The organism is Shewanella sp. NKUCC06_TVS, assembly GCF_019345515.1.
In the GTDB taxonomy this organism is placed as follows: domain Bacteria; phylum Pseudomonadota; class Gammaproteobacteria; order Enterobacterales; family Shewanellaceae; genus Shewanella; species Shewanella oncorhynchi.
Genome location: NZ_JAHKQX010000014.1, coordinates 99753 through 113092 on the forward strand (window position 1 = coordinate 99753; position 13340 = coordinate 113092).

General features: G+C 43.5%; 14 protein-coding genes. 8 read left to right on the top strand and 6 right to left on the bottom strand.

Features of this window, described 5'->3' with window-relative positions; translation table 11 throughout:
• Nucleotides 1–11: 11 nt before the first annotated feature.
• On the bottom strand, nucleotides 12–239 hold the full coding sequence (locus KO531_RS15900) for a DUF3389 family protein (protein ID WP_106651841.1): 228 nt from the start codon (nucleotides 237–239) through the stop codon (nucleotides 12–14).
• Nucleotides 240–492: 253 nt separating this feature from the next.
• On the opposite strand from KO531_RS15900, the gene KO531_RS15905 reads away from it, so the two are divergent.
• Nucleotides 493–2436, top strand: a complete 1944-nt coding sequence (locus KO531_RS15905) for a M1 family metallopeptidase (protein WP_219251651.1) — start codon at nucleotides 493–495, stop codon at nucleotides 2434–2436.
• Nucleotides 2437–2630: 194 nt separating this feature from the next.
• On the opposite strand, the gene KO531_RS15910 is transcribed toward KO531_RS15905, so the two are convergent.
• Nucleotides 2631–3119 carry a peptidylprolyl isomerase gene (locus KO531_RS15910; protein WP_105252202.1) on the bottom strand — a complete coding sequence of 163 codons (489 nt, stop codon included), beginning with the start codon at nucleotides 3117–3119 and terminating at the stop codon, nucleotides 2631–2633.
• A 135-nt stretch (nucleotides 3120–3254) separates the two neighbouring features.
• Nucleotides 3255–4553, bottom strand: coding sequence for a lytic murein transglycosylase (locus tag KO531_RS15915; RefSeq protein WP_168827435.1), 1299 nt, complete (start codon nucleotides 4551–4553; stop codon nucleotides 3255–3257).
• A gap of 430 nt (nucleotides 4554–4983) precedes the next feature.
• On the opposite strand from KO531_RS15915, the gene KO531_RS15920 reads away from it, so the two are divergent.
• Complete coding sequence (locus tag KO531_RS15920) at nucleotides 4984–5343, top strand: DUF2750 domain-containing protein (protein WP_028759614.1); 360 nt, start codon at nucleotides 4984–4986, stop codon at nucleotides 5341–5343.
• A gap of 51 nt (nucleotides 5344–5394) precedes the next feature.
• Nucleotides 5395–6036, top strand: a complete 642-nt coding sequence (locus KO531_RS15925) for a hypothetical protein (protein ID WP_131525011.1) — start codon at nucleotides 5395–5397, stop codon at nucleotides 6034–6036.
• Nucleotides 6037–6220: 184 nt separating this feature from the next.
• Here the strand turns inward: KO531_RS15925 and KO531_RS15930 are convergent, their stop codons facing one another.
• Entirely contained in the window at nucleotides 6221–7165 is a 945-nt protein-coding gene (locus KO531_RS15930; RefSeq protein ID WP_105252200.1) for a chemotaxis protein CheV, read from the bottom strand.
• Nucleotides 7166–7454: 289 nt separating this feature from the next.
• Entirely contained in the window at nucleotides 7455–8069 is a 615-nt protein-coding gene (locus KO531_RS15935; protein ID WP_131525012.1) for a class I SAM-dependent methyltransferase, read from the bottom strand.
• Between the two features lie 101 nt (nucleotides 8070–8170).
• On the opposite strand from KO531_RS15935, the gene KO531_RS15940 reads away from it, so the two are divergent.
• The 5 genes from KO531_RS15940 (at nucleotide 8171) to KO531_RS15960 (ending at nucleotide 11707) form a co-directional block, all read left to right on the top strand.
• Nucleotides 8171–8722 carry an LON peptidase substrate-binding domain-containing protein gene (locus KO531_RS15940; protein ID WP_028759610.1) on the top strand — a complete coding sequence of 184 codons (552 nt, stop codon included), beginning with the start codon at nucleotides 8171–8173 and terminating at the stop codon, nucleotides 8720–8722.
• A gap of 145 nt (nucleotides 8723–8867) precedes the next feature.
• Entirely contained in the window at nucleotides 8868–9530 is a 663-nt protein-coding gene (locus tag KO531_RS15945) for a sigma-70 family RNA polymerase sigma factor (protein ID WP_219251652.1), read from the top strand.
• Nucleotides 9523–10245: a ChrR family anti-sigma-E factor gene (locus KO531_RS15950; RefSeq protein ID WP_219251653.1), complete on the top strand. Its 723-nt coding sequence runs from the start codon at nucleotides 9523–9525 to the stop codon at nucleotides 10243–10245. Before KO531_RS15945 ends, KO531_RS15950 begins: the two co-directional genes overlap by 8 nt.
• Before the next feature lie 727 nt (nucleotides 10246–10972).
• Nucleotides 10973–11146 carry a hypothetical protein gene (locus KO531_RS15955; RefSeq protein ID WP_006082106.1) on the top strand — a complete coding sequence of 58 codons (174 nt, stop codon included), beginning with the start codon at nucleotides 10973–10975 and terminating at the stop codon, nucleotides 11144–11146.
• A gap of 300 nt (nucleotides 11147–11446) precedes the next feature.
• Nucleotides 11447–11707: a hypothetical protein gene (locus KO531_RS15960; protein WP_219251654.1), complete on the top strand. Its 261-nt coding sequence runs from the start codon at nucleotides 11447–11449 to the stop codon at nucleotides 11705–11707.
• Nucleotides 11708–11864: 157 nt separating this feature from the next.
• Here the strand turns inward: KO531_RS15960 and KO531_RS15965 are convergent, their stop codons facing one another.
• Nucleotides 11865–13337: a nicotinate phosphoribosyltransferase gene (locus KO531_RS15965; protein ID WP_219251655.1), complete on the bottom strand. Its 1473-nt coding sequence runs from the start codon at nucleotides 13335–13337 to the stop codon at nucleotides 11865–11867.
• Nucleotides 13338–13340 lie beyond the last annotated feature (3 nt).

Below are 13340 nucleotides of genomic sequence, written 5' to 3' on the forward strand. Positions count from 1 at the left end.
TCGGGCACAGGTTATTCAGCATCCATGCCCAGCACATCTTGAATCGCACGTAACTGAGTATTTGAGTCCAATACTAAGCTCCAACGTACACCGCCACCATCGGCGATCAGCATAGGAGGCTGACGTCTCAAGCCGATATCCTCAGCACTCGCTTGCAGTACGATACTGGCAACGTTGAGGCGCACTTGAACCTCGAACTCAGTAACGATTAACTTACCCTGCGAAAAATCTAACACCATTTTGATAACCGCCCTATGTGAAAACGCCGTCATCATAGCAAACTTGTGCTCTTTTACCGATGGCATTTCCTGACCAGCATCCAAGCCATTAAAGTTTGATTACATTTGAGCTAACAGTGAGATAACAAATCCAGTGAATTATCAGGTAAACTTTTGCGCTAATAGAGTGGGTTAACAGAAAACCAAGCTGAATTGATGGTCTTATCTCCCCAAACTCGAACTAACATACTTCATCATTAGGCTACTATAAATAATGCTTTCACTTCGCCGAACAGTCCTTTGCAGCACCCTAGTCTTTGCCCTGCAACTACTTCCCTGCGCTTATGCCAATAGCACTCCAAATACCTTAACCACTGAGCCTACTGCAACTGTTGTACAAGCTGATACGCAGCAGAACCAAGATGCACTGACCTACGCCAATTACACTGAAGTCAGCGTGAGTCATTTGGAACTAACTCTTACCGTCGATTTTAAGCAAAACCGCTTATCCGGTGAAGCCACCCTCGATTTAGCTTGGCATAAGGCGGGGACAGAACTCATCTTAGATACCCGAGGTCTGACGATTAACAGCGTAAGAGCTTTAAATACAGCTGGGGAATGGCAAAGCGTGCCATTCACGTTAGCCAAAGTGGACGCTGTAAAAGGCGCCGCGCTAACCATCAAACTTGCTGATGAAAATAGTCAAAAGGTCAAAATCAATTATCACACATCGAATAATCCGTCTGGTATTCAATGGTTAACTCCTGAGCAAACCCAAGGTAAACAGTTGCCTTTTATGTTCAGTCAAAGTCAGGCTATTCACGCCCGCAGTTGGATCCCACTGCAAGATACGCCAGCCGTTCGCCAAACCTATAGCGCAACGATTACGGCCGATAAAGCCATAACTGTGGTCATGAGTGCCGATCGTAAAACCCTGTCGAGCACTCAAACCCAATTCACTATGCCGCAGGCTATTCCAGCTTATTTGATTGCTATTGCGGCAGGACATTTAAAGTTTGCTCCCTTAGATAACATCTCGGGCATTTGGGCTGAGCCAGAGATCCTCGACAAAGCGAGCAAAGAATTTGCCGACACGCCAGAAATGATCAAAATCGCGGCTAAACGTTATGGCGATTACCCTTGGGGACGTTATGACTTACTTATCTTGCCACCAAGTTTCCCCTTTGGCGGCATGGAAAACCCGCGTTTGTCTTTTATTACACCCACGGTGATCGCGGGTGATAAAAGCTTAGTGAGCCTCATCGCCCACGAACTTGCGCACTCGTGGTCGGGTAATTTAGTGACGAATGCCACTTGGCGCGATCTCTGGCTTAATGAAGGTTTTACGACCTATGTTGAGAATCGCATCATGGAAGATCTCTATGGTCGTGACCGAGCGCTGATGGAGCAAACCATCGGCTACTCTGAATTGCTTGCCGAGCTTGCAGAACTTACTCCTGCCGATTCAGTGCTACATCTCGATCTCGGTAAACGTTCGCCCGACGAAGCCTTCAGCGGTGTCCCTTATGTAAAAGGCCAGTTGTTCTTAATATTTTTAGAGCAAAAATTTGGCCGTGAACGCTTCGACACTTTTGTGAAAAGCTACTTCAATCATTTTGCATTTCAGAGTATTACTACGGCGCAATTCCGTGAATATTTATCTTTGAATCTATTAAACAAATATCCCCATCTTGTCAGTGAAGGCGAAGTGGATACTTGGATTGAAGGTCAAGGTTTACCGTCATTTCTTGTGCCGCCCAATTCCCATGCCTTCGATGATATTGATGCTCAAAGACAAACTTGGCTCAAGGGTAAACTCAGTGCAAGCGAGTTGAAAACCAGCACTTGGACAGTCCACCAGTGGTTAAGATTCATCAATGAAATGCCAAGAGTCAATCTTGACCAAGCCAAACTTGCTGAGCTAGATAAGGCGTTTCATTTTACGGGCACTGGCAACAGTGAAATCGCTTTCGCATGGTATTCACTGGCCCTAGACAATGGCTATTACGCAGTACTACCCGCATTAAAACAACATTTAACCCATATTGGCCGCATGCGCTTAATCGTACCTTTATATCAAAAGCTAGCAAGCTCAGATAAATACGACTGGGCCAAGAGTATCTATCTCAACGCTCGATCTGGTTATCATCCCCAAACCCAAGCAAGCCTAGATATGATGTTTGCCGACAAACCACTCGAGCATGAACATAGCCATTAGCGAGATAAAGAGCCATTAGCGGTTGCGACAATCATTAAGCCATTAGCACCATAAAAACAAAAAGCCCAAACCTAGGTTTGGGCTTTTGCTATTTAATCTTTAGCCTCGATTCATTCAACTCATACTGAACTTATACTCCACTCACATTGAGTCAGATAAAAGCCAAGTTCGAAGCCGAGCCCGAAGCCTAAAGATTAGTGGTGATGACCACCTGCACCATGGGCATGACCGTGGGCGATTTCTTCATCACTCGCATCACGGGCACCTACGACTTCAATATCAAATGTCAGTTCGCGGCCGGCTAATGGATGGTTTACATCCACAGTCGCCATAAACTTACCCATTTTAACGATAGTCACTTGGCGCTGACCTTGGTCGGTATTAACCACAGCTGTCATGCCTGGTTTCCACACAGTCGCACCCAGTAAATGCTTAACTGACACACGTTGGTGTGCGTCAGCATCAGCTACACGCTCACCGTAGGTTTCAGCGGCAGGCAAGGTTACAGTGAACTTTTCACCTATGGCTTTACCGTTTATCGCGTTTTCTACACCAGGCATCATGTTGTCATGACCGTGTAAATAGGCAATAGGATCGCGACCTTCGTTCGTCTCGATCACTTCACCTTTCTCGTCGCGCAGTGTGTAGTTAAACTGCACAACCATATCGTCTTTAATGCTCATCGAATATCCTTTGATTTTCTTCGATTTCAATTGTGGGCCGAGCTTAACAAAACTGCGCTTTTCACTCCACTTTTTTATCCGGCCTCAAAGCACTCAAAACCCGTAGCGAGCGCTCTTTGGCTACAGTGACAGTAACTACAGTGATAGTCCTAAAGCGGTAAACACCTCTGGGCTTGGGAAGCCATCGGCAATCATCTGTTTGCTACGTTGAAAGGCTTGCAACCCTGCCATAGAGTTACGTCCCAACACGCCATCAGGCTTACCAACATCAAATCCAGCCTCGTTCAGTTTTGTTTGCAGTTGCTTTACTTGCTCGCGGCTTAGGCGTGGTTGCTCAGGCGGACTGACTGTCAAGGGTTGTCCACCATTAATACGATCGGCCAAGTGCCCTACCGTAATGGCATAAAATTCGGAGCGATTCCAACGCATGATCACATTAAAATTCTCATAACCTAAAAAGGCTGGGCCTGTGTGTCCCGCAGGCAAATACAGCGCAGCTTGAATATCGACGGCAGGCAAAGGTTGCCCATTCGACTGCGTTACATTGAGCGCAGCCCATTCAGATAACGACAAGGGCTGTTTCGCACCTAAATGACTGTAACTAAAATCCTTTGGCAACAAGACTTCACGCCCCCAACGCTGATTACGCTGCCAACCTAAGTGCTGCAAAAAATTCGCGGCAGAAGTGAGCGCATCTGTAGTGCTATTCCATAAATCGGCCTTACCATCGCCATCGCCATCGACCGCATATTTGGCATACGCAGAAGGCATAAATTGCGTATGTCCCATAGCACCTGCCCATGATCCCACCATAGTGTCATCATCGAACTGATACTTTTCTTTCAGTTTTAAGGCTTGCATCAGCTCTATGGTGAAATAATTGCTACGGCGTGGCTCACAGGCCAAAGTCGCCAGCGAATTCAATACCGACATTTTGCCTTTATAGGAACCGTAGTTCGTTTCCAGCCCCCAAAAAGACAAGATATATTGCGGCGGAACGCCGTATTTTTGCGCTAATTGATTGAGTAGAACACTGTGCTTTTGCAATAAGCGGCGGCCTTCATTGACCCGCCATTCGGTCGCGCGCTTACTGAAATAATTATCAAATGTCTGGCTGAATTCGGGTTGCTGTTGGTCCAGCTCAATCACTCGAGGGACAAATTTCAAGTTCGCAATGGTAGAGTTTATCGTCGCCTCTGACAGGCCTTCTGCACGTGCCCGCGCTTGCAGTCCAGTCAAGCACATTGGAAACGCCTCAGCATTAGATTGTACACTAACACTGATATCGGGCATTTGATTGACTTCAGCAGCTATGCCACTTGCTTTAGAGCTGGTTGCATTAGCACTCGCCGTTGGCGCACTTGAACAGGCACTCAGACTGACACAGGCGGCAATACTCGCAAACAGATAAGTTAACCCTTTAATTTTAATCAAATCAACAACTCCAATATTTGATCTCACAACAATGACACAGTAATCACACTGCTGTGGCTAAACACGACAATATTCCGTCTTCAAGAGGGAATTGCCCTAGAGAGATATTCGCCTTGGCATAACGAGTTAAAGGTTAGAATCCAAAACACCTTTAACGGCCAAAAGCATAGAAGACACGTTTCTCCGCTACGTAAAGCCCCTATCTAAGCCACATTTAGTCAGTAAAACAGCCTGTACCAAGGCGACTCATTATCGATAATCCTGACCCATAGTGACACGTAACACAATCCTTATCGCCATAAATACCTTGCGGCATAGGCTTATTGCTCAGTTATCCAACACAAAAAAATTCTTAACAAAGAATCCCTTGGTATCGCAGCACGTTACCGTATAATGGATAAGTTAACAGCACACATCAAAGAGACCTATCATGACTGAAATCAATGCGGCTTTGGCTGGCTTTATCAAAAATGTAAAACAACATCAGACGCTTTGGGGTCTAATGGATGAAACTGGCGAAGGCTGGGTCGTTTGTGATTCTTCAGAATTTGAAGACACAGATGTGATGCCATTATGGTCAAATGAAGCTACTGCAAAATCCCATTGCAGCGACGAATGGCACGACTATCAACCCGTTTCTATTTCATTAGAAGAATTTCTAGAATATTGGGTCTCAGATCTAAACGACGATGGTGTATTGATCGGTGTTGATTGGCAAACCGATGAAGATTGTCTTGAACTTGATCCAATTGTTTTAGCAAAAGATTTGGTTGATGTTGAAGAAGTTTAATCGCTTCAGTATGCCATTGATGATATCAAGGACTGAGGTGCTCATTCCTTGATGTCTGCTATTCCGCTTATCGATATTCCCTTCGACAAACGCCATACCTGCTGGTTTTGTGGCGAACCGAGCCATCAACACTTCGAATATATTGCACACACACATACACCACATTCTTCATTAGCTGTGCCCGCCTGCAGCGAATGTTTGCGATTAGCCAAACAACATACTCTTAGCTCCATTTGGGATTGTCGTATGGCCGTCAAAGATGCACTGATGCGTATTTATGCGAAACACCTCGCCATTGGGATTAATTGGACCGAAGAAGAGCTTGCTGAGTCCGAATTCTCCTGCAAAGTGTTTGAAGGTTTTAAAAAAAGTGCTTGGATGATGTACCAAATTGCCCGCGACCGTATCAATGCACCCGGTTGGCCACTGGTATTAGAGGGCGAAGAAATTGACGACCAAGGTTATAGCGCAGGTTTTGAATTCGATGGCGTGACTTTTAATTCAGTCAATGCCGCTATCCAATACTATTCGACGCAATTCACTTTAGATCCACAGTTTTTTGCCGAACTTGTGCGCCTCGTCGGTCGAGCAAGATTCAACTATGCCTTAAGGCTCGCCCGTATCCATATCGCCGCCGCCAAAGAAATGAAGCGCCAAGTATTAGACGATGTAGCAGCCGAATTAGCGTTATAATCGAGCGAGTTATAGGTAGTGGGTTGGCAGATGTTTGCAGAAAAGCAGTTGAAAAGGTAGCAGTTAAAAGAATGTGATTCAAAGACCGTATTAAAAACTGTTATTAAAGCGTTCCTTAAAAACACTAAACCTACCGATGATCGACTCAAGGTCAATCACCGATAGTTCGAATCTCAAAATGCGATCAGTGATTGATCACTTGTCTTAATCTTTCTTGCACCACTTCCACCAGCAAATCCGGTTGGAACTTAGAAATAAACTTATCACAGCCCACTTTTTCAACCATGGCATGGTTAAAACTGCCACTCAACGAAGTATTTAAGGTGATGAATAAATCCGACATAGCTTTATCGCTACGCACTTCAGAAGTGAGCTTGTAACCGTCCATTTCGGGCATTTCGGCATCGGTAATCATCATCAATAATTCTTTGGCAACTTGTTTACCTTCATCACGCCATTTCTGCAATAACGTCAGCGCTTGTAGGCCATCAGATGCCTCAATAATTTCGATACCCAGTTGGCCTAACGTTTCACGCACTTGACGTCTGGCGGTCGATGAATCATCCACTATCAGGATTTTTCTACCTGGCATTTCATGGACTAAGGTTTCGTCGAGTACACCTTCAGATAAACGGATATCGTAGTGAATGATCTCCGCCAAGACTTTTTCTACGTCGATAATAGACACTAACTGCGACTGACCTTGATGCTCTATGCGAGTAATTGCCGTTAGATAATTATTACGCCCAGCCGTTTTCGGCGGCGGCATAATATCGCTCCAAGTCATGTTGATAATGTGTTCAACCTTACCGACTAAGAAACCCTGCACACTGCGGTTATATTCTGTGATGATCATATTGGCATCTTCGTTAGGCGGCACGGGCTTAAACCCTATGGCCGAACGTAAATCAATCACGGGGATAGAAATCCCACGAATATTAGCAACACCAGAAATATGCGGATGACTACCCGGCATCGCATTCAAGGGAGGAAGCTTGACGACTTCTTTGACTTTAAAGACGTTAATGGCAAATAACTGCGTGGAATTAATGCTAAAGAGCAACAACTCAAGTCGGTTCTCACCAACGAGTTTGGTACGCTGATCTACGGTTGCAAGTACGTTTGCCATAATGCTGCTTCTCTACTCTTGAGGAAAATCCTTTCCCCACATGCGACGGATTAGCTCAAATTATAGCGGTAAACTCCCATGAAGAACCATGCCGAGAGTCTATTTTATCTAAAAATTACAACCACTCTCGCAAAGTTCGGCCATAAACTTCGTTTAGCGCATCGCAGATATCTATATCCCTAAGCTGATATCTTCAGATAATACGCGGCATTGCTAATATTTGGTCTTAGTGTTAACGCGATCATTTAATCCTAACGATTCAATTTAGGTTAATCATCAACTCTAACGCCTAACGCAATATTTTCTGGGCGAGCACCATACCCGCAAGATTAAAGGCATTTCTATCGCGGACAATCTCAAATCCCAGCTGGCGCAATACCGTTAACAACTCACTATGATTAAAGCGATTCTGCTGTGGATGCTCAAATAAGCGCCGGCTCAATGGATTACAAATTGCGGCACGATATAAATCCTCTATCACAAAGTATCCGTTCGGTTTCAGCACCCTTGCAACTTCCTTAATGGCCGCTTGCCACTCTGGAATATGGTGGAATACGGCAAAATCAAACACCATATCAAACTCGCCATCGCCAAAGGGTAAACATGTTGCATCAGCAACCGAGAAACTCAACCCTTTTAACCCTTGCGGCCGAGATTGCCAACGGGATTGTGCGGAGGCAACCATTTCAGGATCGATATCCACGGCCGTGATATGTCCCGCGCCAAAATGTTCGCGGATCAACTGAATGCCGTTACCAAACCCACAACCTATTTCTAATGCGCGTTCGCACAAAGCCATAGGTTTTGGCATCATAGACGTTAGTAAAGGCGCTTCGAGATGATTTTGTAGCCAAAAACGTAATGGATGCTGAACGATCTTTTTCTCAAATGGATTTAATTTCATGCCATCCTCTCACTATGGGTAAACTACTGTTGAATAATTTTACTGATCGAACTGCCATTATGGTACGTAATGATAAGAACATAAGTTCACCAGAGGCCACGATGAAATTACCTCTTTTTCCATTACCTATTTGTTTATTGCCCGAAGGTTACACGCAACTGCGGGTATTTGAACCTAGATATAAGCGCTTGGTCGCCGAATCATTAAAGTCAGGCCAAGGCTTTGGCTTATGTATGCTTGAAGAGGATGGTAAAACCATTCAGCCCATAGGCACCTTAGTGCATATTATTGATTTTGAAACCTTACCAGACGGACTATTAGGGATCAGTATTCAAGGTTCAAAACGCTTTAAACTTGATAAAATCAGTGTCGAAGCTGATGGTTTAAAGCGCGGAGACGTCAGTTTAATCGACAATTGGCCTGCTGTACGTATTGCGACCGATGAACGTTACTTGAGTCAAATGTTACAAAACATTCTTAAGGAATATCCGCAACATCTCAAGCACTACCAAACAGAACAGTTCGATGATATCGCTTGGGTCTGCCAGCGCTGGCTAGAAATATTACCCGTACAAGCATCCGAAAAGTACACCTGCATTAATGCCTTAGATCATATTATGACCCGAGATCTATTGCGGGCCGTCATTAAATAATACTGTGAATGATCCTTTATTTAAGCCACTTCGTATTGATTGAAAGTTTGACAGCAAAACTGGGCTCAGAAGTACAACACACTTCTCAATTTTGTCGTTACTGATATCACACTCAGCACTCACGACTGGGATAAGAGCGAAAATAATGGAAAATATTCAATCACAAAGCAGGCAAACTCGGTATCATGTCCCAATCACGTCTCTGACTAATTCGGCTATGGATAACGAAATTCCAGCTTCCCAAACCTGCGAGCCTCAAGCGGATGCTTTAATCACGTTTATGCTACAAGTAGCAGACAACCGAGACAGAGCCGCCTTTGGTCACTTATTTCAGCATTTCATGCCCAAGATCCGAGCCTTTGGTTTACAAAGACTGAATCAACAAGGATTGGCGATGGATTTAGTACAAGAAACCATGACCAGCGTTTGGACTAAGGCTCATCTATATAATGCAGAAAAAGGGTCAGTGACAACTTGGGTGTTTACCATCATGCGTAATCAATGTTTCGATATGCTTAGACGGGTACAACACAATAGAGAAGATACTTTCGGTGATGATATTTGGCCGCTGTGTGATGCGACCATGGCTCAAGACACACTCACTGATCACAAGTTGACGGCTAAATTACTCCAACATCTTGATGCCCTTCCCATAGCACAAAGACAAGTTGTGCAAGGCATTTACATGCAAGAACTCACTCAACAAGAGCTAGCCGATGCCCTAAAGGTACCGATAGGGACCATAAAGTCCCGTTTAAGATTAGGGCTAGAAAAGTTGAAAAGCTTCTTGGAGACACACCATGATTAAGCATCATCCCCAACAAGAATTACTCGTCAGCCATGCCAATGGGAACTTACCTTTATCAATGGCGATAGCAATATCCGCACACTGCGCCCTATGTGAGGCTTGTCGTGAGCAGCTTGCTCTATTCACAGAACAAGCTGCAAATTTAGCATTAAATCCTGATGGCGGTCATGCTGCAAATGATACGGGCGAAGAGTTGATGCACAGAGAGTATGTTGAGGTGCAACACTCAGGCGACAATCAAGAATCGGCATTGGACATTGACGCTATGATGGCGCAAATCATGGCTCAACCGGCAGCGACAAATGTGCCTAATAACGCCCCTATCGATGTCGACATAAAGCAACAGCATTACACTGTGCCATCGGTGTTTCGTCAGCATTTGGCCCGTCCATGGCAAATATTAGGCAAAGTCAGTCGCATGCGTTTTGATGTCGACGAAACGAACACCCGCGCTAGCCTATTGCATATAGATGCCCAAGGTGAAATCCCCCAACATACCCATAAAGGTTATGAGCTAACACTATTACTAGCCGGAGAGTTTTCCGATCTAAATGGTGACTATGTGCCAGGTGATTTTATCGTGCTCGACAGCCAACATCATCACTCACCGAAAACCATTAACGGTTGCTTATGCTACACAGTATTAGATGCACCGCTGCATTTTACCAAAGGTCTGAGTAAGCTACTCAATCCCATAGGTGAACTGATTTATTAAACCTTTTGACTGAGCTTTTTAAACAAGAGCAAACGCATAGATTCATTTATAAATTCAGTTTACTAATTCCATTACATAACTGACTACGATTAATCCCATTAAAATGACCTATTTTAGTGGGATTTTTTATAACATTTACCTATAAAATGGCAATATTAACCTTAGTCAATTACCACAAAAATAAAAACCAACCCATAAACAAACCTAACTATACCTATTTAAATCAAGTGAATAGCCACGAAAAATATACTTTAATTCAACATTAGCAAATAAATAATGACATCGAATAAAAATTAAACTTGCATAAGCCATTTTTATTGATATACTGCACGTCGTTTTGAGATACACCTTGTTGTTTACCTTTTTAACCCTGCCTGATATTTAGCAATCAGAGTTCGGTCCTCATAAAGAAAGCCTACTACAAGCAAAACCCCATAAGCTCAATCATTCGATATCACTAAAATAATGTGGTTATGTCTGTGAACTTACCGTTCTCCTTGTTGTCATAGTATTGTCATTAAGCTATGGTCAACTGGTTGAATCGAGTTATTCCATTGACGTAATCGACAACATGAAATATTTATCGATTAAGCATCTCTTGATTAATGAATCAAAGATGGGGTAACCTCGATACTCAATAGAACGAATCTTTCGCACAATTGCTAAGGATATTTTATAGTTACAACTATCTCACCTATGGGTGAATTAACAAAAAGGAGTGTGGCATATGTCATACAAAATTAATGGACATGAAATTACAGTGAACTTCCCTGTAGATTCAATCTCAGTAAATAAAACCTCAATTGCTTTTACCGATCGTCAAGGTAAAAACAGACAGACTTTTTCTAAACGTACAGAAGCCATCAGCTTTATGAAATGGTTATTGTCCGCGAACAAATAAGTCAAAAAGTAAGTAAAACGATAAGTTAAAAATTAATACCGCAGTACCCGTTTACTCAAGTGTATTTAATCGGTTTCCATTATCTTCGCAGTACCGAGCACTTAAGTAGACTGATAGCCGAATGTCACGAACACGCTATCCTTTTTTACGTCATTATGACGAGCACATTTGGTTCAGGCTGTATCTCTCTCACACAGATACCTGCCGAACCAAATGAGTCAAATCCAGCGTTAGATCACCTCTTTCCATTGCAGCATCCGCTAATATTCATATACATGAATACTGTTCAGCACATCATCTATGCCAAAACCCAATACTCAAATTGCCATGCAAACCTTGATAAACCAGATCAAAGAGACTATTCCACTCAATTTAGAAGAAGCACAACTGTGCCAGGGACAATGTTTAGGTTGTTCGAAGAAAAAGCTGGAAATGTTAGATGCCGAAATCAGTTATTGGCAATTTAGTGAGGTGACGCCTAGCCTAAAAGATTTAAAAAACCTCGAAAACATTGGCCGTCGTACCTATAAAATTCTTAAACGGAACCAGTTACTGTCTTAATCGCTTGTATTTGCATTTTACTATTTATGGGGCGCTTTACTTACACGACGTAAAATAAATTCAAAACTTAACTGACAATATGACCCTAATAGAAATCACATTGCCAGTTTTATCTTCGCTATTGTCGATAGCCGTTAAAAATCACAAATCGATAAGCTCAACTTCTAGACCCTGCCAACCTTGCACGAATATCTGCCAAAGAATATTCCGTTAATAGTTCACCATCGGCAAATACGGGAACAAACTCGCAATTGTTGACATCTTGCCAGCTGGCTTGATCTTTAAGATAAAATTGACCCTGCTCATCTTTAAATACCGCCACTAAACCCTTAGCGGATTTTTTAGTGCCATCATCTGTTTTAGGATCTTTAAATATTTCTCTGTCTTTACCATCAACTTTCGCAAAGGTCGCTTTCACGGCATAACCGTCAGTATCTCGTGTCACGTGTTGATAGGTAAAACTGCCAATCCCAAACACAATATTGGTTGACGCAAAACCTTTAGCCTTTAAGCCAGCACAAATGGCTTCAGCCCGTTCAATGGTGATTGAATCGCCATAAATCAGTCCAACATGGCTATTCAGCGCTTTGTAACCTTTGGCAGTTGTGCTGCCCCCAAAGACGTCCCACAGACACTCAATAGCGCCTTTATATTCGGGACTTCCGATTGGTGCTTGTGGATCGCCACAAATGATTTTCACCGGACAACCCGTATCAGGCCTAAACACCACTTTGCCATCGCGGGCAAGAATGCGGTCTTTTAACGCTAAGGTGAATTCTGTCATCACTTGCCAAAAATCCCAAGAATCTGAAACAATGCTGACAATGCCCGTTGGGTAAATATCTTCAATCAAACGGCGGAACGTCTCTAATTCATTCTCCATGCCACCCGCGCACATCACGCTGTGCTCCGTTGCGGGCACACTGCCACCGACAAGTTCTTTATCACTATCGGCAAGGTAATATTGCTCAAGAAAATCGATGGCGGGTATGGTATCAGTCCCAGTAAAACTGAGTAAATGTGCGGCGCCGCTCATTACAGCGGCCTCTGCACCATACATGCCACGGAAACTAAAATCGTGACCCTGCCAATCAACAAAAGCGATGTCACCATCGGTTTCTAACGCATAAGCCTCAAATATTTTGCGGTATTGCAGCACGGTAGTGGCACTGGTACACATACCCCACACATTAGCGGAAAGGATGGTTTCGAGATAATTGGTCAACCAAAAGAACCGCTCATCGGTATTGTACAAAATCAAGCAAGGCACTTTTAATGGATACACTGAGCCTTCAGGTAATGCCATAATTTTAATTGGTAAATAGCCTAAATCATGCAACTCCTCAATATGCTGAGTGCCAACATTATTCGGCCCGAGATAGTTATTGATACGGCGGGAGAATTGACGAATGACCTGATCTTTGGGTTGTTGAAAGAAATCACGGTTCCAACTGTCAATCAAGAAATGCTTGATAAAATATTGCAAGCCAAAAAACACCATTTGGTCAGTGTAACCACGACGGGATTTACGGGCAGTCAGGTTACTAAAAATCACCTGAGTATTATCGGGATATTGACGACGGTGGTCGACTTTGTAGCCATCAATGGCGGTAACAGGATTCAAGTACATAAT